General features: G+C 36.4%; 28 protein-coding genes. 15 read left to right on the plus strand and 13 right to left on the minus strand.

Going from position 1 to position 26,914, the window contains the following annotated elements; genetic code table 11:
• Positions 1 to 8 precede the first annotated feature (8 nt).
• The 3 genes from BKH40_RS01820 to dapE are packed head-to-tail and all read right to left on the minus strand — an operon-like array spanning position 9 to position 2,654.
• Complete coding sequence (locus BKH40_RS01820) at positions 9 to 839, minus strand: DNA ligase (RefSeq protein ID WP_095276340.1); 831 nt, start codon at positions 837 to 839, stop codon at positions 9 to 11.
• Positions 829 to 1,521 carry a hypothetical protein gene (locus BKH40_RS01825; protein ID WP_095276342.1) on the minus strand — a complete coding sequence of 231 codons (693 nt, stop codon included), beginning with the start codon at positions 1,519 to 1,521 and terminating at the stop codon, positions 829 to 831. The genes BKH40_RS01820 and BKH40_RS01825 overlap by 11 nt, the downstream gene beginning before the upstream one ends.
• Positions 1,518 to 2,654 (minus strand): succinyl-diaminopimelate desuccinylase, encoded by a 1,137-nt coding sequence (gene dapE, locus BKH40_RS01830; protein WP_095276345.1) that lies wholly within the window; start codon positions 2,652 to 2,654, stop codon positions 1,518 to 1,520. The genes BKH40_RS01825 and dapE overlap by 4 nt, the downstream gene beginning before the upstream one ends.
• A gap of 87 nt (positions 2,655 to 2,741) precedes the next feature.
• Between dapE and fliQ the strand changes: the two genes are divergently transcribed.
• Genes fliQ through BKH40_RS01875 form a run of 9 tightly spaced genes read left to right on the plus strand, consistent with a single transcriptional unit; the run spans position 2,742 to position 11,337 of the window.
• A complete protein-coding gene (gene fliQ / locus BKH40_RS01835; RefSeq protein ID WP_095276347.1) occupies positions 2,742 to 3,008 on the plus strand; it encodes a flagellar biosynthesis protein FliQ in 267 nt (88 codons plus the stop codon).
• A gap of 10 nt (positions 3,009 to 3,018) precedes the next feature.
• Entirely contained in the window at positions 3,019 to 3,828 is an 810-nt protein-coding gene (murB, locus tag BKH40_RS01840; protein ID WP_095276350.1) for a UDP-N-acetylenolpyruvoylglucosamine reductase, read from the plus strand.
• Entirely contained in the window at positions 3,828 to 5,345 is a 1,518-nt protein-coding gene (gene ybeY / locus BKH40_RS01845; protein ID WP_180675064.1) for an rRNA maturation RNase YbeY, read from the plus strand. Before murB ends, ybeY begins: the two co-directional genes overlap by 1 nt.
• A gap of 48 nt (positions 5,346 to 5,393) precedes the next feature.
• A complete protein-coding gene (locus BKH40_RS01850; RefSeq protein ID WP_095276356.1) occupies positions 5,394 to 6,758 on the plus strand; it encodes a fibronectin type III domain-containing protein in 1,365 nt (454 codons plus the stop codon).
• Position 6,759: 1 nt separating this feature from the next.
• On the plus strand, positions 6,760 to 7,938 hold the full coding sequence (locus tag BKH40_RS01855; protein WP_095276359.1) for a hypothetical protein: 1,179 nt from the start codon (positions 6,760 to 6,762) through the stop codon (positions 7,936 to 7,938).
• Positions 7,935 to 8,606 carry an ABC transporter ATP-binding protein gene (locus tag BKH40_RS01860; protein WP_095276360.1) on the plus strand — a complete coding sequence of 224 codons (672 nt, stop codon included), beginning with the start codon at positions 7,935 to 7,937 and terminating at the stop codon, positions 8,604 to 8,606. The genes BKH40_RS01855 and BKH40_RS01860 overlap by 4 nt, the downstream gene beginning before the upstream one ends.
• Positions 8,593 to 9,396: a hypothetical protein gene (locus BKH40_RS01865; protein WP_095276363.1), complete on the plus strand. Its 804-nt coding sequence runs from the start codon at positions 8,593 to 8,595 to the stop codon at positions 9,394 to 9,396. The genes BKH40_RS01860 and BKH40_RS01865 overlap by 14 nt, the downstream gene beginning before the upstream one ends.
• Entirely contained in the window at positions 9,393 to 10,838 is a 1,446-nt protein-coding gene (locus BKH40_RS01870; RefSeq protein ID WP_257842474.1) for a peptidoglycan DD-metalloendopeptidase family protein, read from the plus strand. The genes BKH40_RS01865 and BKH40_RS01870 overlap by 4 nt, the downstream gene beginning before the upstream one ends.
• Before the next feature lie 10 nt (positions 10,839 to 10,848).
• Positions 10,849 to 11,337 (plus strand): YhcH/YjgK/YiaL family protein, encoded by a 489-nt coding sequence (locus BKH40_RS01875; protein ID WP_095276365.1) that lies wholly within the window; start codon positions 10,849 to 10,851, stop codon positions 11,335 to 11,337.
• A 159-nt stretch (positions 11,338 to 11,496) separates the two neighbouring features.
• On the opposite strand, the gene rpsO is transcribed toward BKH40_RS01875, so the two are convergent.
• On the minus strand, positions 11,497 to 11,772 hold the full coding sequence (rpsO, locus tag BKH40_RS01880) for a 30S ribosomal protein S15 (RefSeq protein WP_095276368.1): 276 nt from the start codon (positions 11,770 to 11,772) through the stop codon (positions 11,497 to 11,499).
• Positions 11,773 to 11,869: 97 nt separating this feature from the next.
• Between rpsO and flhA the strand changes: the two genes are divergently transcribed.
• Positions 11,870 to 14,086, plus strand: a complete 2,217-nt coding sequence (flhA, locus tag BKH40_RS01885) for a flagellar biosynthesis protein FlhA (RefSeq protein WP_095276371.1) — start codon at positions 11,870 to 11,872, stop codon at positions 14,084 to 14,086.
• A gap of 248 nt (positions 14,087 to 14,334) precedes the next feature.
• Here the strand turns inward: flhA and BKH40_RS01890 are convergent, their stop codons facing one another.
• From BKH40_RS01890 to BKH40_RS01925, 9 genes are all read right to left on the minus strand, one after another.
• The gene (locus tag BKH40_RS01890) at positions 14,335 to 14,865 is read right to left on the minus strand and encodes an isochorismatase family protein (RefSeq protein ID WP_095276374.1); all 531 of its coding nucleotides are present in this window, start codon (positions 14,863 to 14,865) and stop codon (positions 14,335 to 14,337) included.
• A gap of 1 nt (position 14,866) precedes the next feature.
• Positions 14,867 to 15,313: a phosphoribosyltransferase family protein gene (locus tag BKH40_RS01895; RefSeq protein WP_095276377.1), complete on the minus strand. Its 447-nt coding sequence runs from the start codon at positions 15,311 to 15,313 to the stop codon at positions 14,867 to 14,869.
• A 78-nt stretch (positions 15,314 to 15,391) separates the two neighbouring features.
• Complete coding sequence (locus BKH40_RS08930) at positions 15,392 to 15,514, minus strand: hypothetical protein (RefSeq protein WP_257842475.1); 123 nt, start codon at positions 15,512 to 15,514, stop codon at positions 15,392 to 15,394.
• Positions 15,511 to 16,797, minus strand: coding sequence for a GntP family permease (locus BKH40_RS01900; RefSeq protein WP_095276380.1), 1,287 nt, complete (start codon positions 16,795 to 16,797; stop codon positions 15,511 to 15,513). Before BKH40_RS01900 ends, BKH40_RS08930 begins: the two co-directional genes overlap by 4 nt.
• Before the next feature lie 19 nt (positions 16,798 to 16,816).
• Positions 16,817 to 17,605, minus strand: a complete 789-nt coding sequence (locus BKH40_RS01905) for a 3-hydroxybutyrate dehydrogenase (RefSeq protein WP_095276383.1) — start codon at positions 17,603 to 17,605, stop codon at positions 16,817 to 16,819.
• Between the two features lie 23 nt (positions 17,606 to 17,628).
• Positions 17,629 to 18,270, minus strand: coding sequence for a 3-oxoacid CoA-transferase subunit B (locus BKH40_RS01910; RefSeq protein WP_095276386.1), 642 nt, complete (start codon positions 18,268 to 18,270; stop codon positions 17,629 to 17,631).
• A 1-nt stretch (position 18,271) separates the two neighbouring features.
• On the minus strand, positions 18,272 to 18,967 hold the full coding sequence (locus BKH40_RS01915) for a CoA transferase subunit A (RefSeq protein ID WP_095276389.1): 696 nt from the start codon (positions 18,965 to 18,967) through the stop codon (positions 18,272 to 18,274).
• The gene (locus BKH40_RS01920; RefSeq protein ID WP_095276394.1) at positions 18,964 to 20,148 is read right to left on the minus strand and encodes an acetyl-CoA C-acetyltransferase; all 1,185 of its coding nucleotides are present in this window, start codon (positions 20,146 to 20,148) and stop codon (positions 18,964 to 18,966) included. The genes BKH40_RS01915 and BKH40_RS01920 overlap by 4 nt, the downstream gene beginning before the upstream one ends.
• A 430-nt stretch (positions 20,149 to 20,578) precedes the next feature.
• On the minus strand, positions 20,579 to 21,574 hold the full coding sequence (locus tag BKH40_RS01925; protein WP_095276396.1) for a transaldolase family protein: 996 nt from the start codon (positions 21,572 to 21,574) through the stop codon (positions 20,579 to 20,581).
• A gap of 51 nt (positions 21,575 to 21,625) precedes the next feature.
• Between BKH40_RS01925 and BKH40_RS01930 the strand changes: the two genes are divergently transcribed.
• The 5 genes from BKH40_RS01930 to BKH40_RS01950 all read left to right on the plus strand — a co-directional run bounded on the left by BKH40_RS01930 (position 21,626) and on the right by BKH40_RS01950 (position 26,908).
• Complete coding sequence (locus BKH40_RS01930) at positions 21,626 to 22,852, plus strand: DegT/DnrJ/EryC1/StrS family aminotransferase (RefSeq protein WP_095276400.1); 1,227 nt, start codon at positions 21,626 to 21,628, stop codon at positions 22,850 to 22,852.
• Between the two features lie 15 nt (positions 22,853 to 22,867).
• On the plus strand, positions 22,868 to 23,626 hold the full coding sequence (locus BKH40_RS01935) for an SDR family NAD(P)-dependent oxidoreductase (RefSeq protein WP_095276403.1): 759 nt from the start codon (positions 22,868 to 22,870) through the stop codon (positions 23,624 to 23,626).
• Between the two features lie 115 nt (positions 23,627 to 23,741).
• The gene (locus tag BKH40_RS01940; RefSeq protein ID WP_095276405.1) at positions 23,742 to 24,344 is read left to right on the plus strand and encodes a hypothetical protein; all 603 of its coding nucleotides are present in this window, start codon (positions 23,742 to 23,744) and stop codon (positions 24,342 to 24,344) included.
• 92 nt (positions 24,345 to 24,436) lie between these two features.
• Positions 24,437 to 25,921, plus strand: a complete 1,485-nt coding sequence (der, locus tag BKH40_RS01945; protein ID WP_257842484.1) for a ribosome biogenesis GTPase Der — start codon at positions 24,437 to 24,439, stop codon at positions 25,919 to 25,921.
• 204 nt (positions 25,922 to 26,125) lie between these two features.
• Positions 26,126 to 26,908 carry a histidinol-phosphatase gene (locus BKH40_RS01950; RefSeq protein WP_095276407.1) on the plus strand — a complete coding sequence of 261 codons (783 nt, stop codon included), beginning with the start codon at positions 26,126 to 26,128 and terminating at the stop codon, positions 26,906 to 26,908.
• The last annotated feature ends 6 nt before the right edge of the window (positions 26,909 to 26,914 follow it).

A 26,914-nucleotide genomic window follows, 5' to 3' on the forward strand; every position in this document is an offset into this window, starting at 1 on the left:
AAGTGTCTTTACTCAACCTCTCTAACCCTTAAAAATACCGCGTGTTTTGGAATCTTGTTTTTAGTTAAAGAGTAGTACTTATAAGTTATAAGACTGCCTAGGGCTGGAGGATTCTTTCTTAAGGCTTTAGTGAAGCCTGAGCCTATCTTAAAAGTAAGATTAGATTCCATCTTGCACTCCATGGCACCTTTGCCAGCTTTAAAAGCTTCTATCCCTAGTGTGTAGTTAAGTAGTCTACACTCAGCATCTAAAAAGGGCTTAAGCTTAAGGTTAAAATCATTTCTAAAAGTAGTATAAGGTGCTTTATCTTTTCTTATAACTAAGCCTTCTCCTCCTTTAGCCTTTATGTCTTTAAGCATGGAATCTAGTGCTTTAAAACTAGTTAGCCTTACTTGGTCTATCACTATGATATTAGGCACTTTATGCTTTTTAAGATAGTCTTTTAATACTTCTAGTCTTTCACTTAAGCTTCCTTTAGCATCTGGCACATCAAAGACATAGTATTTTAAGTTGTGATTAGGACTAGCTGTTTTTACCATGCTAACTATGCCTTCAAAACTATCTTTTTTAGAGTAAAGCTCGCCATCAAGCCTAAAAGGCGGAAAGCCTTGCATGAAAGAAGTTTTAAAGTTAAAGTCATTGCCATTTTTACTAAGTAAGTTTTTACCATCATAAAAGGCACGCACACCATCAAGCTTTTCACTTACAAGATACTTTTTTATATCATTAATGTAGCTTTGTTTATAAGGCTTTAGAAGAAGAAGGTCTAGCCCAAAAAGAGGGCTAGCAAAAATGCTTATAAAAGCTAAAAAGATAAAGATTAAGTTTTTAAAGCTCATAGCTTTTTAGTCTAAAAAATGCCACTATATAAAAAACTATGGCTGCTACGTAGGTATTAAAGATATATTTTGCACCTTGATACCAAAAGCTTGAAAAGCTTGTAACATCTCCATTAAGCTCATCTACACGCCAGTAGATAAAGCTAAACTGGCCAATTGATATAAAGATATAAATTAACGCAAAAGCCCCTATACAGTACATCATCTTAAAACGCTTATCTCTAAAAGCTACCATCAAAAAGCAAAATGTAGCCACTTCAAAAAAGTAAGTTACAGCACTTTTAACAAAACTTAAAACGCTTTCAGAGTTTGCAAAGTAGCTTTTATAAGAGTAGCTATACTCAAGATAGATGATAATCATACTTATGATATAAAATGTAAGTAAGGCTAGGAGTCTACTAAGGATTAAGGTATTAAAAGAAGCAGGGATCATAAAAGTTATATAACCACTTCTAGTAAAAAAGTCCCTATGAAACCACTTTAATATGTACTTTACGTGTAAAGCTACAAAAACTATGCTAATAGCTACTAGCAGTATGATAGCACTTACTCCAGCCCCTCCAGACTTGTGCATAGCAAAGTTAGCATAGGCCACTATGATGACACTTACTATATAGGCTATGATGAACTCTAAGTAGGCTTGTTTGATAAAAGATGCATAAAGCTTAAAAGTCATTTTCATGGGATGGTCTTTAGTAGGTTGTAATAAATGCTAGTTAAAGAATCTAGCTCTTTTAAAGATACTCTTTCATCAACTGCATGGATTCTATCATTTATAACTCCTAGTTCTACTACTTCTACATTAAAGCGTGAAAAGTACTTAGCATCACTAGTGCCACCTTTTGTGTTAAGGCTTGGAGTTATATCACATACTTTTTTTACACAAGCACTTAGGGCTTTTACAAAGGCGTTATTTTTAGCATCTTTTAAGACAAAGCTTTGTGAGGCTTCTTCTAGCTCTAGCTTGTAGTTAAGTCCACTAAGGATAGAATCTATATAGTTTTTAATGCTTTCTTTTGTAGTAAGGGTAGAGTTTCTAACGTTAAAAAGTAGGCGCAAGCTTTGAGGGGTAAGGTTAGTTACGCCAGTGCCAGCGTGCATATCTGTGATGATAAGTCTTGAAGGCTCAAAGTAGCTATCTCCACTATCAAGCTTAACTCCTGCAAGCTTTGAAAGTCTAGAGGCTATAAGCTCTATAGGATTACTGCACTTTTCTGGATAGGCAGCATGGCCTTGGATTCCAAAGAGTTCTAGGGTTCCATTTATACTTCCGCGTCTTCCTACTTTTATGCTATCACCTAGAATCTTTTCACAAGTTGGTTCAGCTACTAGGGCATGAGTTGGTAAAAAATCTATATCTTTTAGATGTTTTAACATCTCTAAAGTCCCATCAATCGCCCTGCCCTCTTCATCACTAGTTAGCAAGATAGAAAGGGTGTGCTTTGGCTCTTTATTAGAATCTAAAAAAGAACGCAAAGCACTTAAAAAGCAAGCTATACCCCCTTTCATATCTTGTGTCCCACGCCCATAGATAAAGCCTTCTTTAAGAGTGGGACTAAAAGGATCACTTGCCCAACCAATACCGGGTGGTACTACGTCTATATGACCCGCAAAGCAAAGGTGGATTTTAGAGTTTTCATATTTTTTATATAAAAAAAGGTTTTTAACGCCGTTTTTTTCTAGTGCTATAACTTCAAACTCTGGTAGTAAGCTTTTTATATAAGTATAGATTCCTTCTTCATTAGGAGTGATGGTTTTATAAGATATAAGCTTTGTTAGGATGTCTTGTGTTTGTTTTATAGCACTTTGTGGCATCTAATCCCCTTTAAAAAGATATTATTATATTACAAGAAACTGCCCGCCTTTAAACAACCCATTTAAGCAACAAGGAGTAAGTAGCATATGGAATCTCAACTTATGTCTTTAGCCATAGAGACTTATAAGATAACTCTCTATCTAGCTTTACCCATACTTTTAGTAGCACTTATCATGGGGCTTTTGATAAGTATATTTCAAGCGACTACTCAGATAAATGAGATGACTTTAGCCTTCGTCCCAAAGATATTAGCAGTTATAGCTATGATAATCTTTACTATGCCTTGGATGCTTAGTATGTTAACTGACTACACAAAGATGCTTATTAATATGATTCCAACTATTATCTCGTGAAAAGTGCTTGATGTTAGTAGACTTTAGTAAGCACTCTAGCCTTGGTCTTGGTATAAGTGCAGAAGTGAAGATCTTTGATAGAGAAGAGCTAGGCTTAGATATAGACTATAAGGGCTTAAAAGAGCTAGGCTTAAACTACTTGGGTAAGTTTAACTTCATAGGTAGGGGTAATAATATCTTGGTTTATAGGGGTGAAAAACTTGCTAGTTTAAAAGGCTTTGATCATATATTAGATTTAGGGAATCTTATAGAGATAGGGGCTAATGTAAAAAGTAGGGATATGTTTAAGTACTTTAAAGAGCATAACTTTATAGGGGCTGAGTTTTTAGCCCATCTTCCAGGTGAGCTTGGAGGACTAATAAAGATGAATGCAGGCATGAAAGACTATGAGATATCAAACATGCTGCATAGTTGTAATATAAATGGCAAGTGGGTTTTAAAAGAAGAACTAGACTTTGAGTATAGGGCTTTAAAGACTAAAGGGGCGATACTAGCAGCTAGGTTTTTAAAAATACCGGGCTTTAGTAAAAACTTAGAAGCTATCTGCCTTAAGATGAGGGCTAATCAGCCAGGGGGTAAGACTTGTGGGAGCTGCTTTAAGAATCCAAAAGGAAACTACGCTGGTAAGCTTTTAGAAGATGCGGGGATGAAGGGCTTTTTTGTAAAAGGGGTTGGCTTTAGTGAAAAGCATGCTAACTTTTTAGTAAACACTGGAAAAGAGACTAATCCAGACATAGCCTTAGAAGTTATAGACCTAGCTAAGGCTAAAGTCTTTGAAAAAAGTGGCATCAATTTAGAGTGTGAGCTAGCCTTGCTATGATGAGCTTAGACATAAACTTAGAACTTACTAATGAGGTAAATTTATATAAAAACGAAGTGATTTATAATGAAGAGTGTTTAAAAGAGATAGGTAGTCTTTGTGCGCCTTTAAAAGACACTTTAGTAGAGCTTATCTTTATAGATTCTCCTTCTATGCGTGAGATGAATAAAAACTATATGCAAAAAGACTATGCAACTGATGTTTTAAGCTTTCCTTTTGTAGATGAGGTAAGTTTAGATTCTAGTGGAAAGACACAGGACTTTTTGGGAAGTATCATCATAAATCTAGATCTTGCTTATGATGTAAGTAAAAAGCTAGATCACAGTTTGCAAGATGAGATAGCTTTGCTTTTTACACATGCACTTTTACATCTACTTGGCTTTGATCATGAAGTAGATAAAGGAGAGCACAGGACTAAAGAAAAAGAGATCTTAAAGTCCTTAAGTCTTCCTTTAAGTCTTATAGATAGAGCATTTAGTGATGTGGGTTTTATTAAAGAAGCCAAAAAAGATTCTGAAGAAGATTTTAAAGATGGCATTTTTAGCTTTTGTGTTTTAAAAGACTATAAGAGGGCAGATATAGCTTTAAGTGAGATTTTAGGCTTAAGCAGGAGTGATGTGGCGAGGGCTTTAAAGCTAGGACTTATAACTAGCCATAAAAAGACTTTAAAAGCTAGTACGCCTTTAAAAGCCAAAGCTGAAGTAAGTGTCTCAAAGCTTGCCTTGCCTAAGGAAGAAAGTAGCTACCCTTTAAAAGAGGACTTTAAGCTAGAAGTACTTGGTGAAGGTGAAGGCTTTATGGTTATAAATAAGCCTAGTGGTATAAGCGTGCACCCTGCTAGCTCACTAAAAGAAGCAAGCCTTGTGGAGTATCTAAAAGAAAGCGGTATAAGCCTTTCAAACTTTAGTGGTGAAGAAAGGGCTGGTATAGTCCATAGACTAGATAAAGACACTAGTGGCGCTTTGATGATAGCTAAGGATAATAAGACCCATGCCTATCTTTCTCAAAAGTTAAAAGACAAAGAGATAGCTAAAATCTATCTAGCCATTATCTCACCTCCTTTAAAAGAAAACTGCACGGTTGAATGTTTAATAGGAAGAAATCCTAATAATAGACTAAAGATGAGTGCAGTTGATAAAAATGCTAGAAATGCCAAAAGTGCGCGCTATGCAAAAAGCGAGTTTAGAAAAATCGCCCTAGGCAAAGATGGGAAAGAGAATCTAGAACTTATAAGCATTAGGATTTTTACAGGCAGGACTCATCAAATAAGAGTGCATCTTAACACTTTACATCGTTTTATCTATGGAGATAGCTTGTATGGTCCCAAAGATAGGACTTTTAAGACTAGGATGTTACTACATGCTTATATGTTAAGATTAGATTCTAATCATATTTTTAAAGCCAGTCTCCCAAAAGATTTGATAGAATTTATAGATTCACATTTTGATGATTATAAAGACTTATTAAGTAAGGATTATGAGAATTGGCAAAAAGAGCTAGAAGATAGCGAACTTTAATGATAAAAGGCTTTAAAAGTATGGGTTTAAAAAAGATAGGGGCAAAACATGTATATAGCTAAGATAGTAGGTACATTAAAGTATGCTTTAATCCCCTTCATTGCCCTTTTTTTTATAGCCTGTGCCAATATTTTTAACACCTTTGGAATCAAAGACAGGATAGACCCAAGCCTTCCTACTATCAATCAACTTAGAATCTTGCCTGATGTCAGTGAAGTAGCTTTTGAGTGGGATCTCCCAAGTGATGTAAGGATGATTAATGGCTATGTTATATTTAGAGAAAACCCAAAAGGCGAGTTTCAAAAAGTAGCCATAGTAAAAAACCCCTTTGCCACCCACTACTATGATAAACACCTTATCCCTCAGACTAGATATGTTTACGCTATCTCTACTATAGGAAGAGATGGCAGTATAAGTCCACGAAGCACGCCTGTTGCCACAACTACTAGCTTTATAGACCCAGTAACTCTTTTTTATGCAAGTAAGGACTATGCAAGGAGTGTGAAGCTTATATGGAGCCCTTCTGCTAATCCAAGCGTAACTGGCTATATCATAGAAAGAGAAGTGCTAAAAGATGGCAAGAAAGCTTTTATAAAAGTAGGCACTACAAAAGATAGATTCTTAAGTGAGTACTTTGATAAAGACCTTGAAGATGGTACCTCTTATAACTATAGGGTTATCTCACAAAGCTTTGCTAAAAGTCTTTCTTTGCCAAGTAATATACTAGAAGGCAGAACGCGCTTTTTACCCGATCCTATAGTTAATATAAAAGCTAGTGATGATAGGCCAAAGCAGATTTATATAGAGTGGGATAAGTCTAAAGATAGAGATGTAGTAAGCTATAACGTCTACTACTCTAGCACGCTTGAAGGGGCATACTCCCTACTTGCTAATGTCAAGGGTAATAGCTATCTTGATAACTTGCAAAGTGATGGCACAAGACGCTTTTATAAAGTAAGTGCAGTTGATATCTATAAGCTAGAAAGCAAGCTTAGCTTTGGTGCGGCTGAAGGAAGAAGCCTTCCTAAGCCTACTACTCCAACTATAGTTACTAAGTCTTTTGTTAATAACATAGCAAGCTTTTCTTGGAGCAAGCCTAGTGAAGCGCGCATAAAAAGCTACATAGTTTATAGAAAGGCTGGCTTTTTTAAAGACCCTGATAAGTTTGATATAGATGGTAACTCTTTTTCTGACAAGGAGATGAAGCCGGGCATTAAGTACACTTATAGCGTTTCAAGTGTTGATGATAATGGCTTAGTTTCAGAGCCAAGTAGCACTTTAACGTTTGAAGTTGGTCAAAAGATCCTAGTCGCCCCAGTTAGTCCTATGATACCACCTAAAACTTTAGGTGATACTAGCCCTGAAAGCAAGCATAAGACTACTCATAAAAAAAAGCATAGCGAGAAAGAGTGATATGCCACATTTTATAAGTAAAGATAGACTAGAAGTTAGTAGCACTTTAAAAGACTTTGAAGTTATCTTCTGTGTGGAAAATAAGCCTTTTAAAACTAGCATCTATGGGGTTAAAGATAGTAGTGATACTTTAAATCTAGTAGCTTGCTTTGAAAGAGAAGATAAAAAAAGTGGCACTAACTACCTTTATAAGTTTCCAAAAAACGCTAGACCACTTAGTAACGCCTATGCTAAAAGCTTGCTTTTAGAGCTTTCAAGTCTAACTAAGTGCTTAAGTCATAATCTTAACTTTACCACTAAACATAAACTTAGCCCTAATACAGAAGAAGTCTATAAAGACATAGATATAGTAGAGATAGGCTTTGGTAGTGGAAGGCTTTTTTTAGAGCTTTGCAAAACACACAAAGATAAAAACTTACTTGGTTTTGAAGTCCACACCCCTAGTGCCAATCAAGTTAAAAACGCCCTTATCTTACACAATATAACTAATGCAACTATAAGTCTAAGTGATGCTAGAAATGCCTTGCAGGCACTACCAGATTCTAGTCTTTTAAAGATTTATATGCACTTTCCCATCCCTTGGAATAAAGCAAAGCACAGAAGGGTTATAAGTGAAGCTTTTTTACAGACAGTTTTTAGAATCTTAAAGCCAGAAGGCATGCTAGATATAAGAAGTGATGATCTTACTTTTATAAAAGACTGCATGGAGTTAGTTTTAGACTTTCCTAAAGTTAGATTTAACTTAGCAAAAAATGCCACTTTTGATGTTACAAGTAAGTATGAAGCAAGATGGAAAGCACAAAATAAAGACATCTATGACTTGCATATCTTTAATGATGCTTCAAAAGATAGTAGCAAAGAAAGCTTAAGTCTTGGACAAGTTAACTTTAACTTTGATGACTTAGAATCTAAGCTAGAGCTAAAAGACTTAGCTTCTTTGCAAGGGCAAAAAGTGTTAAAAGAAGACTACTTTGTGAGCTTTAAGGGACTTTATAGTGATGGCAGTATATGTTTACTAGAAGTAGTACTTGGTGAGTTTAACTCTCCTTTTAGTACATTTTTAATCTTAAAAGATTCTAAACTAAGCTATTTTAAAAAGCCTTTATCTACTAGGAGTTTAAAACTAGCGCATATTTTGCTAAAAGACTTACTAAAAACTACACTAAAAGAAGCCACATGAATGTTTTAATAAAAGCAGACAAGCTAAACCTAGGATATAAAAAAGATGAGCTAATTATAAAAAATGCTAACTTTGAGATACACCAAAAAGACTTCGTTTTTATAACTGGCCCAAGTGGGAGTGGTAAAAGCACGCTTTTAAGGTCATTTTATGGTGCGCTTAAAGTACAAAAAGGAAGCTTGCAAGTAAATGGCTTTAATATGAAGCGTCTTAGCTCAAGAAAGCTTGCCTCCTTAAGGCGTGCTATAGGCGTAGTATTTCAAGACTATAAGCTTATAAATGAGTGGAATGTAGAAAAAAATATAGCCCTGCCTATGATAATAAATGGCTTTTCAAAAAACGAAACTAAGCAAACTGTAGAGATGCTTCTTTCTCATATAAATCTTCTCCATAAAGCTAATAAGTACCCACCTGAATTAAGTGGAGGAGAGCAGCAGCGTATAGCACTTGCACGTGCACTTTCCCACCGCCCAAAACTTATACTTTGTGATGAACCAACAGGCAATCTTGATGACTACTCAAGTGATATGATTTGGGGACTACTAAAAAGCTCTAATGAGCAACTTGGCATAACTATAGTAGTAGTTACTCACAGACTACCAACCCACCTAAACATAAGACATAGAAAGATAGAAATCATTGAAGGAGAGGTCAATGAAAGAACTTAGATCACATATTTCATTACTTATACCACTTATCGCCCTACTATTTGGAATCCAAATAATAATGCTAGTGCAAAGAAGCCTAGACACCCAAGAAAGCCACCTAGTCCAAGACTACTCAATAATGATAGCTTCAAAGCAGCCTCTAACTATAGAATCTTTGCAAGATAAGATAGTAGAAGCTAAAAGCCTTGATACTATAGACCCAGAACCTCAGCTTGATAGATTAAAGCAAAGCATAGGCGATATCTCTATCTTTAAAAAAGACCTTCCCTACTTTTACTCACTTAACCTAGAGTACTTTCCTAATAAAGCAAGGCTTGATGCCATAACTTCTATACTTAAAAAAGTGCCTAATGTTATAAGGGTTGAAAGCTTTGCTAAAAGCTATACTCAAGTCTATGGGCTTTTAACTTTTATCAAGTTTAGTATAAGTATCTTTGCTGTTGTTGTGTTTATAGTAAGTGTGCTTTTAATGTTAAAACAAATTGCCATTTGGAAGTATCAGCATGCAGCTAAGATGGAAGTTATGGACATCTTAGGGGCAAGTGTTTGGATAAGAAATAGGCACCTTTTTAAACTAGCTTTTATAGATAGCTTCATAGCAAGTATCATTACCATCTTGATAGTTTACTACCTCTCAGATACAGACTTTATACGTACTATCTTAGAATCTCTAGGCATAGGTCAGGGTGTCTTTGAGGGCGTGCTTGACTTTATAAGACTAGTAGTTATAGCCTTGATAGTTAGTAATATCTGCGTTATCTTAGTCATCTTTTCAAAGAGCAAAAATTGAAACCATCTAGACTTATACTGCCACTAGCCTTGCTTGCTTTGATGCCTAGCTTGCTAAATGCAACTGATATTAGCGATATTAATAAAAATATAAATCAAAACAAAGCCAAGCTTAACTCAGTCTCTAAGCAAAAAGATTCCATAAACTCTAAGCTTGATAGTTTAGGGCTAAGGATAAATCAAAGATTAAAGCAGATAAAACTACTAGATAAAGAGATACTCTCGCTTAATCAAAACATACAAGATAATAGAAGCCAAAATCAAGATAAGATAGATGAGCTTTCTTCTTTAAAGGCAAGATTCCAAGATATGCAAGTTAGAGTTGCTAAGATACAAACTGAGTTAGCAAGTATCATCATGCAAGACCTCATCTTTTCTGATATCTTGCAAAGTCGCGAGTTTAACACTAAAGAAGATGTAGTTATACAAGAGACTTTTAAAGTCTTGCGTAAAAAAAGTCTAGGGCAGATAAAAGACTTAAAGCAACAAGCTAGCACGCTAGATAAGCAAATAGCTAGCACTCAAGCAAGCATCGCTAAAGTAAGTGCACTTATAAACACCCAAGTTACTAAGCAGCAAAACCTAACTAATATGCTTAAAAATCAAAAAACGCTAATTGCCAGTATGCAAAATGAAGTAGCAGACTATAACTCCCAGCTAAAAGACATAGATGCTAAACGTCAAAGCCTAGATGACTTATTAACTAAGCTAAATATTTTAAAGAAAAACAAGCAAGAAGAGCTAAAGCGTGAGGCTGAAAGAAAGCGTCTAGCAGAGCTTGAAAGACAAAGAATCTTAAAAGAGCAAAAAGAAAAAGAGCGTAAGTTAGCCTTAGAAAAAGCACGCCTTGCAAAACTTGAGGCTGAGAAAAAGGCACTTGAAGCAAAGGCAAAACAAGCCAATGGCAAAGATATAGATTCTATAAATAAAAACATAGCAAGGCAAAACGATAAGATCCTAACTCAAAACCTTATAGATAGTGCAAGTCAAAGGGACTTAAACGCACCAATAGATGTTAAGCAGATAGCCTCAAGCTATCAGATAGCCCAGACTATAAGATATAAAGGCCCTAAGACCATAGCCCCACTAACTAACTATACAGTAGAACAAAACTATGGCACTTACTATGACCCAGTCTATAAACTAAAAGTCTTTAATGAAGGTGTCATACTAAAAAGCAAAGAAAATGACGCTATGGTTAGGGCTGTGATGGATGGAAAAGTTATCTATGCACAAGAGATGCCAGTGCTTAAAAAAGTAGTCATTATAGAGCATGCTAACTCGCTTCATACTATCTACTCTCAGCTTGATAAGATAGCCCCTACTTTAAGACCGGGCTTTATAGTGAAAAAAGGCTATGTCATAGGCAGGGTTAATAAGTCTTTAAGCTTTGAAGTCACACAAAAAGATAAGCACATAGACCCTATGGACTTAATCAAATAAAGGAGTAAATATGTTTAGTGCTAACTTGCAAGATATTGCCAATATGTTTAAAAAGACAAGTGAGCTAGAAGCGATGCTAGCTTTTTTTAATGAGTGCATAGATGGAATCTATAAGATAGAAGACTATGAGGCAAAGAGAAAAGTAGAGCTAGTTAATGGTCTTTTTGGCATCCTTCAAACTTATAGCTTAAAAGATGAAAAAGATGCCTACTTTGAAAGCCATAAGCGCTATATAGACTTTCAGCTAACCTTAAAAGGAAGTGAAAAGTTTTTGGTTGGGAATCTAAAAGACTTTGAAGTAAAAGCCCCTTATGATGAGACTAAAGACGTTATAGAGTATAAGCCTAATCTTAAAGTATCGCGTATAGTTTCAAAAGAGCTTGATTTAAATGTCTTTTTACCTTATGACGTACATGCTGGTGGAATCTATCATGAAGATAACACTATAGTAAAGGTTGTAGTAAAAGCCCCAAAAGAGCTTATAAAGCTAAAGTTTTAGAGTTTTGCTGCATTAGTCACTGTAAGATCTGGTTTAGTAGGTATAAATATTATGTGCCTATAAAATGTAGTTTATGATGTGTAGAAATATAAAATAAATAAAAGTTTAAAAAGAAGATATGGAATCTAAAAGATTCCATATTTAAAAAAGCATAAAAGACTATATCTTGTCTTTTATGCCTAAAGCTTTGATAGTTTCTATGTACTTAGGGTAGTTCACTCTTTTTAGGTATCTAAGTAAACTTTTTCTTTGACCGACTAGTTTTAAAAGACCTAGTCTGCTTGAGTGGTCTTTTTTGTTAGTTTTTAAGTGCTCTGTTAGAGTGCTTATCCTGTGACTTAAAAGTGCTATCTGCACCTCGCTGCTTCCTGTGTCTTGTTCATTTCTGCAAAATTTAGAGATTATCTCTTTCTTTTTCGCCAGATCCATAGCCATAATTGACTCCTTATTAGATTGGTATAAAGTGAGGGAGTATAACATATCTAGCTTTATTTTGTTAAAATAAGCCTTATCTTTCAAAGGCAAATCTAATATGGCAAAAAAGGACTTTATAAAAAGAACGCTCCCTTTCTTTAAGTTTATAGGGCGTTCAAGAGACTTAAGTGTGGTTGTATTCATCATAGCCATACTTGCTGTCATCATAGTACCCCTGCCTGCTAGTATCCTAGATCTGCTTTTAATAGTTTCGCTTGCTTTGTCCATACTTATCATCCTAATAGCTGTTTATATAAATAAGCCCATGGACTTTTCTACCTTCCCTACACTCTTGCTTTTTGTGACGGCATATAGACTAGCTTTAAATATCGCAACTACCAGGATGATACTAAGTGAGGGCTATAAAGGACCAGATTCTGTAAGTGGGATAATCGCTAGTTTTGGCCACTTCGTCGTGGGTAATAACTACGTGATAGGAACTATAGTTTTTATCATCTTAGTCATCATAAACTTGCTAGTTGTTACAAATGGCTCCACTCGTGTTACAGAAGTGCGTGCGAGGTTTGCCCTAGATGCTATGCCGGGTAAGCAGATGGCAATTGACGCTGATATGAACGCTGGGCTTATAGATGAAAAAGAAGCAAAAACTAGGCGTGAAAACCTAGCTGCTGAAGCTGACTTTTATGGTGCTATGGATGGTGCTTCTAAGTTTGTAAAAGGTGATGCTATCGCATCTATTATCATCACTATAGTAAACATCATAGGTGGTTTTTTAATAGGTGTCTTTCAGCAAAACCTAAGTATGGCAAGCTCAGCTTCAACCTTTACCATACTAACTATTGGTGATGGGCTAGTAGGTCAAATCCCTGCCCTTATCATAGCAACAGCTACTGGTATAGTTGCTACAAGAACTACTAAAGGCGAAGAAGAAAACTTTGCTAACTCTTTAGTCACCCAACTTACAGATAAGTCTAAGGTACTAGTAATAGTAGGCTTTATACTTATACTTTTTGCCTTAGTGCCCGGACTTCCTAACCTTGCCTTAGGCTTTGTGGGCTTAGTCTTTTTAGTCACAGCTTGGCTTATGAATAAAGATAATGAAAACTCTTTCTTTTATAAAATGACTGCTTTTATAACTAAGAAGTTTGCTGCTAAAAAGAAAAAAGAGCCTGATATAAAAACTGAGATAGACAAAAACTCTCGCCACTTCCAAGAGCTACCTAAAAGGCCAGTAAAAACCCAAGAAGAGATAAGGAAAGAAGAAGAGCAGGCTATTAACGAAGTACTTAAGGTTGAGTTTTTAGAGCTTCACTTAGGCTATCAGCTTATACGTCTTGCAGCTATTGATCAAGGTGGGGACTTGTTAGAACGTGTAAGGGGGATAAGGAAAAAGATAGCACGTGATTATGGCTTTTTGATGCCTCAGATTAGGATGACTGATGACCCGGGCATTGGCCCTACTACTTATCAGTTCTTTTTAAAAGGTGTGCTTATAGGTGAGGGCGAAGTTATGCCAGATAAGTTTTTAGCTATGAATACAGGCTTTGTAACTAAAGAGATAGATGGTATACATACTAAAGAGCCAGCTTTTGGGCTAGATGCTATATGGATAGATTCTTACCTTAAAGAAGAAGCCATCATACAAGGCTACACGGTTATAGACCCAAGCACAGTTATAGCCACTCATATGAGTGAGTTGGTGAAAAAGTACGCAGAAGAGTTCATTACCAAAGATGAGATTAAAAAGCTACTTGATAGACTAGAGATAGACTATCCAGCTGCAGTAGAAGAAGCCAAAAAAGTCCCAAGCAGCGTTATAAGGTCTGTGCTTCAAGCCTTGTTACATGAAGGCATACCTATAAAAGACATGCTAAGCATACTAGAGACTATAACTGATATAGCTCCACTAGTACAAAATGACGTACCTATAATAGTAGAGCAAGTAAGGGCTAAACTATCACGCGTTATAACTAATACCTTCAAGTCTGAGGATGGAAACATCAAGCTTCTAACGCTTTCTCATAACAGTGAGCAGTATCTTTTAAACAAACTTAAAGAGCAGCCTAGCGGCAGGCATTTATTGCTTAATGCAACTGAGATGCAAAAGCTTATAGATAGGATGAGTGAAGAGGCTATGAAGGTCATACAAAAAAATATCTCTCCAGTTATCTTAGTAGTTGACCCTCAGCTTAGAGCACCACTAGCAAGCAAGCTAGAGCAGTTTAAGCTTGATAATATAGTAGTACTAAGTCACGCAGAGATTGATCCTAATGCTTCTTTTGAAGTGCTAGGGACTATCGATCTAGGATTTTAGTAGGAAGTAGAATCTAAAACTAGGGAAAATTAGATTCTATAAATTTATAGAATCTAAAACTATATAACTACACCATGCCCGCTAAAGCACTCTAACATCAAGGCAATGTAAAGCCTATCATGCTAAAAGCAAAGCTTTTACTTAGGGCATGACATAATAAGCAGGCTGCTACAACTAAGGACTTTTATCCCTCCTAGCATCTAAAATATAAAATAAATCTACCCACAAGGCACATGATTTTAAAAAACTTACTTTATAAGCTTGCTTATATCTTTAAAGCTAGGATGTTTAGCGTCTTTTAAAATGCCAAATAAAAACTGTTCAGTGCTTAGTATCTCTACTCCATTACGCGCTAAAGCATGCAGGGCAGTTTTGTGATTTCTACTACTTCTAGATGAAGAAGCGTCTTCTATAAGTATGCACTTTGCGCCATGACGCTTAGCGTCTTTTATGGTTTGATAAACGCAGATATGAGTTTCTATCCCAAAAAAGACTAAGGTTTTATGAGGAGATTCTAATAAAAACTCTGACAAGTTGCCAAAGACACTAAAGCTAGTTTTTTCCACAGTTTTTACAACCTTAGCCTTATCTAAGTGTATGTCTTTATGAAACTCACCTAAGCCTTTTACGTACTGCTTGCTTACAAAGATATCAAGATCTAAGAGTTTGCTTGCTTCTAATAAGATATTAGCATTTTTGATAACGCCTTCTTTATCGCTCATAACTGGCAAAAGCTTTTCTTGTATGTCTATACATATTAATAGATAATGATTATGCATATTATTCCTTTAGTTCTATATCCCAGAAGAATCTTATCCATTCTTTTGCTTCATGCAGGCTAAAGTCAGGCGAAAAGTGTGCGTTTGGTTTAAAAAATATACTAACGGTGCTAATGTTTATATGAGGGGCTGTGCTAAGTACTTTTTCTTTTATAGCCTTCATGCTATCTCCACTATCTACTATGTCATCTACTAAAAGCACGTTCTTAGCGGCACTTAGGTCAGGTATATTCCATATTTTGATGTAGTCAAGTTTTTGAGTGTCATCATAGTGGATGGAGTTAAGAGTATAAAGACTTCGCAAGTTTAAGGCTATAGATAAAAAGTGTCCTATGGTAACACCACCTCTTGCTATGGCTAAGATACAGTCTATATCACATTCATTTTTTATCTTTCTTGCTAGTTCTAACATGTCTTTGTTGAACTCTTCATAACTGTAAAAATACATCCTTTTCCTTTTTTTGGTGAGATAAGCTAAAGTAGTATTTTACAGCTTACTATAATAGTTTGTAAAAAAGGTTTATCTTTAGAAGATGGATTCTAAGTCTGGGTTATAAGCTAGAGTAGCACTAGGAGTGCTAAGTGCTTTCTTGCTAGCTTGTGGGGGTAATATAGATTCCATATTATGGAATCTAAAAAGTCCTATCACACAACTCCCATGCTAGCTAGTAAAATAGAAATTATTGAAGCAATTATTGGTATGCCGCCTGCACATACAAAAACATCCATATAGCTATCTTTATGTCTCATCTTAGTTATAGCAAAAAGGGTAAGCACGGCACCATTATGAGGCATGACATCAAGTCCTGCTGAGGCAAGAGAAGTCACTCTATGTAAGTGATCTAGAGGTATGTTGTTTTCTAAAGCTAGCTCTTTATACTTATCAGCAAAGGTTGAAAGGGCTATAGCCATACCACCACTAGAGCTACCTACGATCCCAGAAAGTAAGTTTACGCTTATAGCTTGGGCTATAAGAGGGTTGGCTTTGATGGCTAAGAGTGAGTTAGCGAAGTGTTCAAAAGCAGGCACTGACTTTACTATAGCCCCAAAGCCTACTTCTGCACTTGTGTTAATGATAGCTATTAGTGAGCCTTTTGCCCCTTCATTAACCCCATGTACGAACTCTTTAAATCTATCCCAAGTTAAAACCATGATAAGCACTACAGCTATGGTAAGTGAAAGCACTATAGGGACTTTAAAAGCATTAATAGTAACTACTACAAAGACTAAAGGCAGTAAAGATAAAAAGAAGTTAGGTGGGGTTTTTTTAATCTTTTCTATGATGATATGAGAATCTGGCTCACTAAAGCCCTCCCCTTTTGCCTTAAGTCTTTTTTCTCTATATATCATATAAAGATAGCCACCTACTGCCATGATGATACTAGCTACTATACCCATCAAAGGTGCAGCCATAGGAGTGGTTCCAAAGTAAGGCATAGGAAGTAGGTTTTGTATCTGAGGAGTGCCGGGCATGGCTACCATAGTAAAGCTAAAAGCACCTAGTGCTATAACGCCCGGAATCAAGCGTCTTGATATGTTAGCTATCCTAAAAAGAGATAAGGCTAGGGGGTAAACTGCAAAGACAACCACAAAAAGACTAACTCCTCCATAAGTTAAGATAGCAGTAGAGACTAAAACACCAAGTATCGCCCTTTTAGCACCTATAACTTTACTTATAGTATTAGCTATTGAAGTTGCCATGCCAGTTAGTTCCATCATCTTGCCAAATATCGCACCAAGTAAGAAGATAGGAAACCACGCCTTTACAAAGCCAGCAAAGCCTTCCATATAAGCCCCTGTATAAGAATCAAGCAAGTCTAGTCCACCTCCATAGGCGACTACGCCTGCAGCTAAAGGCGCTACCCATATCATAGAGCATCCTAGATAGGCAAGTATGATGATGATGGCAAGACCTATTAGTATGCTAATCATTTTAAATCCTTTTTGCTACCTACTGTGCCGTGTAGCCAGCATCTATGATTAGGCTAGTGCCAGTTATATGCTTTGCACATGGGCTTGAAGCAAAGAGAGCAAGGCTTGCTATATCATCTATATCTATCAAAGTTTTTTGAGGGATAAGAGGGTAGAGTACTTCTTCTAAGACTTTTTCTACACTTACATTTCTAGTCTTAGCAAGATCTGCCATCTGGTTTAAGACTAAAGGCGTTGCTATATAGCCCGGGCATATGGCATTAACCGTGATGCCATCTTTTGCGCACTCTAGGGCTGCTACTTTTGTCACGCCTATGATTCCATGTTTGGCTGCGTTATAGGCTACTTTACCAGCAAAGCCTACAAGGCCATTAATTGAAGCTATATTTATGATGCGTCCAAACTTTTGTTCTTTCATGGTAGGAAAGCAGTGCTTTATGCTTAAAAAAGAAGCCCTTAACATGATGGCTATCATCTTATCAAAGGTCTCTGTTGGAAAAGATTCTATGGAATCTACGTGCTGAATCCCTGCGTTATTTATAAAGATATCTACACGCCCAAAGTGTTTTTTGGTTTTTGCTATCAAGTCTTCTATCTCTTCTTCTTCTGTTACGTCTGCTTTTATAGACATGACATTAGGACTTTTAAGCTCTTTTACTTTTTGATGTAAGCTTCCGGCATTTAGGTCACTTAAGACTACTTTTGCACCATATGCTAGATACTTTTTAGCTAGTTCAAATCCTATCCCGCTAGCTGAACCTGTGATAATTACTACTTTGTCTTTTACGTCTATGATGTTATGTTTCATGATTTATCCTTATCTATTAAGCGTTATTGCTTCAAATCCACACTAAAGACTGCTTCACTTTTTTCTCTTACTTCTTCTAAAGTAACCTCAGGCTGAAGTTCTATAAGCCTTGCTTTGCCATCTATAAAGTCAAAAACTCCAAGCTCTGTTATAAGTAGATGTACTACGCCTTTGCCTGTTAAAGGGAGAGAGCAGATCTTTTTAAACTTAGATTCTCCATTTTTAGATACATGATCCATGATGATGACTACTTTTTTAGCACCATTTACTAAATCCATAGCCCCTCCCATACCTTTTACTAACTTACCCGGAATCATATAGTTTGCTAGATCCCCACTTTGGCTAACTTCCATAGCCCCTAAGATTGAAAGGTCTATATGCCCTCCTCTAATCATGGCAAAACTCTCACTACTATCAAAAAAGCTAGCTCCTTTAGCTATAGTGATAGTTTCTTTGCCCGCGTTTATTAAATCAGGGTCAACTTCATCTTTAGTTGGATAAGGCCCTATACCAAGAAGGCCATTTTCACTTTGGAAGTAGACGTTATGCACATCTTTTGGTAAGGCGTTAGCCACTAAAGTTGGCATGCCTATGCCTAGGTTTATGTTCATATTGCTTTTTATCTCACGTGCAGCGCGCGCTATAATCTTTTCTCTTGCAGTCATCTTAGTTCCCTTCTCTTGTTACTATTTTTTCTATATGTTTTTCAAAGCTACCCTTATAGATATAGTTCACATAGATTCCAGATAAGTGGATGAAGTTAGGATCTAAGCTTCCAACTTCAACTATCTCTTCAACTTCAACTACTGTGATATTTCCAGCCTTTGCACAGAGGGGATTAAAGTTCATAGCAGTTTCATGAAAGACTAGATTCCCAAAAGTGTCTGCTTTTTTAGCTTTTACTATGGCAAAGTCACCTTTTATCGCTCTTTCCATCAAGTACTCTTTACCATCAAAGATCTTAGTTTCTTTGCCCTCTGCTATCAAAGTGCCTACTCCTGTAGGAGTGTAAAAAGCAGGTATCCCAGCCCCACCAGCACGAAGCTGTTCAGCCAAAGTACCTTGAGGGGTAAGGATGACTTCAAGCTCACCAGTTAAAAATTGCCTTTCAAACTCCTTATTCTCACCTACGTAAGAAGCTATCATCTTTTTTATCTGCTTATTTCTTAAAAGTTTGCCAAGACCGATGTCATCTATGCCACAGTTATTGCTAACTACAGTTAGGTTTTTAACCCCAAGACTAGCTATGGCAGCTATGCTATTTTCTGGTATACCGCAAAGTCCAAAGCCTCCAGCAAGGATGCTCATGCCATCTTTTAGATTCTTAAATGCTTCATTTATATCAGTTATTACTTTGCTCATTTCTCTCTCTCCACTACACAAGCTATACCTTGACCGCCACCTATACATAAAGCCGCAAGCCCATATTTAGAATCTCTTTTTTCCATCTCATAAAGTAAGCTTACTAGTATCCTAGCCCCGCTAGCCCCTATAGGATGTCCTAAGGCTATAGCCCCTCCATTTACATTTAATATGTCGTGGTTAAAGTTTAGCTCTCTATCTACTGCTATGGTTTGGGCTGCAAAGGCTTCATTGGCTTCTATTAGGTCTATGTCTTTTAGAGTTAAGCTAGCTTTTTTAAGTGCAGTTTTTATGGCTTCTACTGGACCTAGACCATAGTCTTTTGGATGCACTCCTGCTTTGCCAAAGCTTTTTATCTTTGCCATAGGTTTAAGCCCTAGCTTTTTAGCTTTTGAAGCACTCATTAAAACTAGCATGGCCGCGCCGTCATTTATCCCACTTGAGTTGCCTGCAGTTATAAAGCCATCTTTTTTAAAAGCTGGTTTTAGCTTTGCTAATACATCTTTGTTTGTGTCTTTTACAAACTCATCTGCATCAAAAACTATCTCTTCTTTTTTGTTTTGTATCTTTATAGGCACTATCTCATCTACAAAACGATTAGCCCTTATAGCCCTCAAAGCCTTAGCGTGCGAGCTAGCACTAAAGCCATCTAACTCATCACGACTTATATTGTAAGTAGCACAAACTTCTTCTATAAGCACTCCCATGTGAGTATCGCAGTTACCACATACAAGACCATCTTTAAGTATGCTATCTAGTAATATAGAATCTCCTAGCCTTTTGCCCTGCCTCATATCCATAGATAAAAAAGGGGCATTACTCATAGATTCTATGCCTCCTGCTACCACTACTTCACTATCTCCTAAGGCTAGGCTTTGATAGCCAAGCTCTACTGCTTTTAGCCCACTTCCACAGACTTTATTTATAGAGTAAGCAGTGCTGCTTTTTGGGATATCACTTCTTAGTGAGACCTGCCTTGCACTAGACTGCCCACAGCCTGCTTGTAGTACGTGCCCTAAGATCACTTCTTCAACTAGCCTAGAATCTAGCTTTATAGAATCTAGCACTCCTTTTAAGACCTTTTCACCTAAGTCTACTGCGCTTAAGCTTTTTAAGCTCCCCCCAAAACTTCCTATAGCGCTTCTTTTGGCTCCAACGATAACTACTTCGTTTAATCGCATTTTTTATCCTTTCTTGTTTTAGCTTGATTTTTGCTGTTTGTTTTTGAGCCTTTTTGTGCCGCCATGTTTTTCATGGTACTTGATATTGATTATCAGAGGTTAGATTTCATATAGGCGAATAGTTTTTTTCTTGCCTTATGATACTTATAGTAACTTTATGTATATTTTTATGTATAAAATATAACTATATTACATAATGTATCTTTGAAATACATATTTTTATGCTTGTAATTTTAAAAGTATAGATAAAAGTTGATATATATGTTTAGTAAAGTAATGTTTAGCTTATAGATATAGGTTTTATTTGTGATGATTTAGAATGTGATGAAGTTAGTTAGAAAATGGTTGTTTTTGTATTTTGCTTAAGGGGGCTAGAGTAGAAGTATTAAGGGCTTGTTAAAGCCCCTAATTAGTGTGAAGATAAAAGCTATTATCCTTGCATCATCTTAAAGATATCTTTGAAGGCTAGCTTAAAAGCACTTAGACCATCTTCTAAAAGCTTAGATTCTGTAGCTTTTATATTTATGTATTCTAAGTCTAAAAGAAGTCTATTAAATCTATCACTTGAGATTTGATTAGTCCCTTTTGAGAAGTACTCTTCTTTTGTGGTAGTAGGCTCATTTTCTAGGCGGTAAAAGTCAGTAGCCTTAATGGTATCTAGTGGCAAGGTGTTAACACAGTCGCTTAGATTTAGCGTATAGACATAGTGGGCGGGATCGATATAGGTGCTATCAAGTGCTTTTACTCCCGTGCTTGCAAAGAGGATTCTAAAGTTAGGATTGGTATTTAAGATCTTAAATATGTCATAGATATCAAGGGCGTTTAAGATTCCAAAAAGGCCTCTTTCACCTGCATTTAGCATAGGGTCTAATACTCTATCATACCTACTTACAAAGACGCTTATAACGCCTTGGGTATTTTTGCTCTTAGATAGTTTAAAAGCTTTTAGAGTTTCTAAGGCTTGCTCTTTACCAAAGACTAAGGTTGCATTAACATGCACGCCTTCACTCATCAAAGCTTGCATGACTTTATAGCCTGCTTTGGTTGCTGGAACTTTTATCATGACATTAGGCCTATTTATTAATTCAAAAAGCTTTAAGCCTTCATTAATGCTAGCTTCTGCGTCCTCACTTAAAGTCGGATCTATCTCTATACTTACTAAGCCCTCACTTTGCTTTGCCTCATAAAGACCTCTAAAAGCATCACAAGCAAGCTGTATGTCTTTTATAGCTAGGCTTTCATAGATGTCTTTAGGAGAAAGACCTTTAAGGCTAGCTTTTTCTTCTTTATAGCTTTCGCTTTTAAAGGCGTTTGCAAAAATGCTTGGATTAGAAGTGGCACCTTTAACTTTGCCTTCTTTTATAAGCTTTGGAAGTTGCTCTTTTATAAAGTTTCTCTCCAAGAAGTCGCACCATATGTTTATCATGTAAGTTCCTTTGTGTTATATTAGATCTTATTGTAATTATAAAGGTTTATCATGAAAGAAATCACTCCTTTTACAAGCTTTACACCTTATAGTAGGCAAAGTATAAGTGATGAGGATAAAGCTTGTGTATTAGAAGCACTAAGCAACCCTTTAATAACCCAAGGCGAGATTAATGAAAGCTTTGAAAAAGCCCTTGCAAACTACGCTGGCACAAAGCACGCCTTAAGCTTTAACTCCGCTACTTCTGCCCTTTATGCCCTCTATGCTTCTTTGCGTGCTTTAGACTTAGGTGACTTAGAATCTTTTTTCTACTCTCTACCTTCTACAGATTCTAACTATAAGACTAAAAGCATCATAACTACTCCTATAACTTTTAGTGCCACGGCTAATATGATGCTAGCTTGTGGCTTCAAGCCTATCTTTGCAGATGTAACCTTTGATGGCAACTTAGATCCTCTAAAGTGCGAAGAGATTCTAGAAGAAAAAAAAGCAAGAGGAGAAGATGACGTCATAGCCATCATGTCAGTTGACTATGCGGGTAATAGCGTCGATGCAGAGGCTTTTAAAACACTAGCTAAGAAGTATGATATAAAGTGGCTAAGTGATAGCTCTCACGCACTAGGAGCTAGCTTTAAGGGAAGTAAGGTAGGAAGCCTAGCTTATGCAAGTATCTTTAGCTTTCATGCTTTAAAGTCTATAACTACAGCCGAAGGTGGGGCTTTGCTAACTAATGATTCTAAGCTTTATGAGATAGCAAAGCTTATAAGAAGTCATGGCATGGTAAAAAAAGAGCTTTATCACTGCGACCAAGTAAATCTTGGCTTTAACTTTAGGCTAAGTGAGATAAACGCTGCCCTTGGACTTAGCCAACTTCAAAGACTAGATTCTTTCATAGATACAAGAAATGAGCTTTCAAATATCTATGATGCTGCTTTTAAAGATAGCAGCTACTTTTATCCTCTTAAAGTTAAAAAAGAAGATGACACTAGAAGTAGTCGCCATCTTTACCCTATCCTTTTAGACCCAAAGTATCACTGTGCTAAAGAAAGTATAGTAAGACGTCTTTTAGAGCTTAATGTCGGCACACAAGTGCACTATAAGCCACTTTATAACTTTAGTTTTTTCAAAGACTATAAGCCAAAAAATGAACATGGGTTGCTTAGAAATGCAGAAGATTTTTATAGAGCAACCCTTAGTTTGCCACTTCATTGTAATCTAGACAAGGAAGATATAGGTAAGATAGCTTCCATAGTAATAGATGTATTTGATGAGATTTAAGTAAGGAGTAAATATATGAATGTATTAATAACAGGTGCAAGTGTGGGTTTTGGGAAAGAGATAGCAAAAGTAGTATGTGAAAAGATAAAAGATTCTAACTTTATACTACTTGCAAGAAGAGGCGAGCTACTTAAAGAAGTAGAAAGCGAACTAAAAGCTATAAGAAGTGATGTAAAAGTAGAGCTTATAGTCTCTGATGTTTTAGACTTTGCAAATTTAGAATCTAAGCTAAAAGATAAAACTATAGATGTGTTAGTTAATAACGCAGGCCTAGCCTTAGGACAAGACTTAGCACAAGAGTGTAGCTTTAAAGACTGGGAGAGGATGATAGATGTAAATGTAAAAGGGCTTAGTTTTATGACTAACTTAGTATTACCCGGTATGGTTAAAAGAAATAATGGCCATATCATAAATCTAGGTTCTACAGCTGGAAGCTATTCTTACGCTGGGGGTAATGTCTATGGAGGAACTAAGGCTTTTGTAGAGCAGTTTAGTAAGAATCTAAGAGCGGACTTGCTAGGAACTAAGATAAGGGTTACTAATATAAAACCGGGACTTTGTGAAGGTAGTGAGTTTTCTTTAGTTAGATTTAAGGGTGATAAAAGTAGGGTTAAAGATACTTATAATAATGCTAATGCTTTAACTCCAAAAGATATAGCAGAGGCAATCTACTTTGCCTTATCACAACCAGCAAGGGTTAATATAAACAGCATAGAACTTATGCCAGTTACCCAAGCAAGTGCAGGCCTAAAAGTAATAAAAAATGAACTTTAAGGCCAAAAAGTTAAATATTTTAAACACAAACTATAGATTTAGCACCAAAAGGTCGATACTGGATTAATGCTTTAATGCTAGGATTAATGTTATTAAATATAAAAAAGGATGGCTCATGTTTAAAAAAGTTGTAGGTTCAGTTGTACTTGTAGGGTTACTAAGCAGTAGTGCTAGTGCATTAGGTTTTGTAAACTTTGATGTAGGTGGTGTTCTAGGTGGTGCTGCTATTGGCGATTCTTATAATGGGGTAGTTAATGGTGGGGCTGCAGCAGCAAGAGAAGCGGCATTAAAACTTGCAAGTGGGCAAGAAGGCGGCTTTAAGTTCACTTATGGAGGTTATGCAAGACTTTGGTTAGGTGGTATGTTTAGAGTAGCACCTTTTTTCAAGTATGAAAGAACTTCAACTTATAACTCAACATTTGCCCTAGGTGGAAACGCTGTAAAAGATGGCTTTAGTAACTGGCAGTATGGCGGTCTTTTTGGTGTTAAAGTACCACTAATTGGCCTTACTCCATATATTGGTGCTAGCTACTCTCAGTTTACTGGCATAGACCTAAAGGGCACTTATGCGATAAACTACGGTGTGAAATGGGACATACCTCTTTTACCTTTGGTAAATGTAGGGCTTGATGCATCTTGGCAAAGACCACAGTCTAGCGTTGATGGCTCATACACTAATATCAACAAGATCATGCTTACTTTAGGCGTTGAGATCTAAACGAAAAGGTTTAAGTGAAACAGCTTAAAAAACAATATTTAAAAAATGGAGTTTTTAAACTCCAAGACTTGGAATCTAAACCTACAGCTAAGCTGACACGGGCAGATTCTAAACTTCCTATAGTTAGCATCATGGGTATACCAAATGTCGGTAAAAGCTCCCTTTTTAACCGCATAGCTAGGCTTAACATCGCTATAACTTCTCACATAAGCTCTACTACTAGAGATATTAATGCACGTATCATCAAGCTAAATAATACTGAGCTTATCTTACAAGATACAGGTGGGCTTGATGATAAAGTCTCAGTTATAGGCGAAGATATAACAGCCAACTCTTTGGAAGCAGGCCTTAAAAGCGATCTAATCTTATATGTGGTAGATGGTCAAAAGATAGCCCTTGATGAAGATATAAAGACTTTTAGAAAGCTTTCACAAAAAGTGCCTACCATCTTAGTTTTAAACAAAGTAGATTCTGATAAGATAGCTATGAGTGCGTTAAATGAAGGCGGTTTTGCTTCCTTTGGCGTTGAAGCACTAAACGTCTCAGTCGCACATAATAGAGGCATAAGTAAGCTTTTAGACTTAATAGAATCTAAACTAGCTAAATTTGAGATAGCAAAAGATTTTAAAAAAGACAAAGACTTAAAGCTAAAAACCCCTTCTATCACAGAAACACAAACTACTTTAGATGAGTTAGACTTTTTAGACTACTTAAAAGAAGATGAAGCCTTAGAAGATGATAAGCAAAATGTTAAAAGCTTCATAGAGCCTAGCGAGATAAAAATAGCCATCATTGGCAAAGTAAACGTTGGTAAAAGCTCTTTGCTTAATGCCCTAACTCTTAAAAACAGATCTCTAGTATCTCCTATGGCTGGTACTACTATAGACCCAGTAGATGAGGTTATAAGCTATGAAGATAAAACTATACGCTTTATAGACACAGCTGGCATTAGACGTAAGGGCAAGATTGAGGGTATAGAAAAGTATGCTTTGATGCGTACTAAAGAGATGCTAAAAGATGCACATATAGCTCTTTTAGTGCTTGATGGAAGTGAGCCTTTAAGCGAGCAAGACGAAAAGATAAGCTCTCTAGCAAGTGAGGCTATGCTAGGAGTTATAGTAGTTATAAATAAGTGGGATAAAAGGGCTTATGAGTATGAAGACTTTATGAAAGAGTATAGATATAAGTTTAAGTTTTTAGAATACGCCCCAGTTATAACACTAAGTGCTTTAACGCATAAAAGAGTAGATAACTTAAAGCCTTTAATCTTAGAAGTGTTTAAAAACTTCTGTTTTAGATTTAAAACTTCAGCTTTAAATGAGATCATAAGAAAAGCCCTTATAAAGCACCCTCTTCCAAGTGATCATGGACGTATGGTTAAAATCTATTACGCGACGCAATATGACGTCATGCCCCCACGGATCTCACTAAGCATGAACATCCCTGAAAGTCTTCACTTTAGCTATAAACGCTATCTTGTTAACACACTAAGGCGTGAAGCCTCTTTTGAAGGTGTACCTATCATCATAGAATCTAGATCGAGAAATAAGCCTTTAAACGAAGATGAAAAGTCTTAAAGAGGTTTTTATAAGTTATAGATAGATGAAAACTAAAAGGTTAGTCTATAACCTTAAAGCTATCTTTAGATCCTTGCGATTATAACGCCAATCAAACACAGCCCTTAACATCATTAGATGAAAAAGGCTAGAAAATATTAGGCTAGAATCTACACAACTACATGAATATAAGATTATAAAAAATGAGTAGCAGGAAGTCTTAAGATGATAGATTTACACAATCATACAACGCGTTGCAACCACGCAACTGGATCTATGCAAGACTATGTAAAAGCAGCCATTGCACAGGGTATAAAGTACTATGGTTTTAGCTGTCATGCACCTATGGACTTTGATAGTAAGTATAGGATGGCAAAGGCTGAACTAAAAGACTACCTAGCTGATATAGAAGCCCTAAAGATGGCAAATCCTGATATAGATATAAAATCTGGCCTTGAAGTAGACTTTATCCTTGGCAAGCCTCATCTTATGGAAAAAGAAGTACTAGAAGCTAGGGTTGATCATCTTATAGGGTCGGTTCACTTTTTAGATTCTTGGGGCTTTGATAATCCGGAGTTTTTAGATGAGTGGGCTAAGAGGGATGTTAAAGAGTGCTGGGAGCTTTACTTAGATTCCATTCAAGCTATGGCAAAAAGTGGCTACTTTCAGATAGTTGGACATCTTGACTTGCTAAAGGTCTTTGGTGCTACCCCACCTAAAGAAATGGATTCTAAGATAGAAAAAACCTTGCAGATAATAAAAGATAACAACATGGTCTTAGAGATAAACACTGCTGGCTTAAGAAAGCCCATAAAAGAGTGCTATCCAAGTCCAAGCATACTAAAGCTAGCAAAGAAGTTAGGTTTAGACATAACTTTTAGCAGCGATGCCCACGCCCTTAGCCAAGTAGGGGCTGGCTTAAAAGAATGTATAGCCCTAGCTAAAGATATAGGCTTTAAAGCTGGCGTAGTTTTTGATAAAAAGATACCCTTTCACGTAGCACTTTAATACAGT

This window comes from Helicobacter sp. 11S02629-2 (genome assembly GCF_002272875.1).
GTDB lineage: Bacteria > Campylobacterota > Campylobacteria > Campylobacterales > Helicobacteraceae > Helicobacter_I.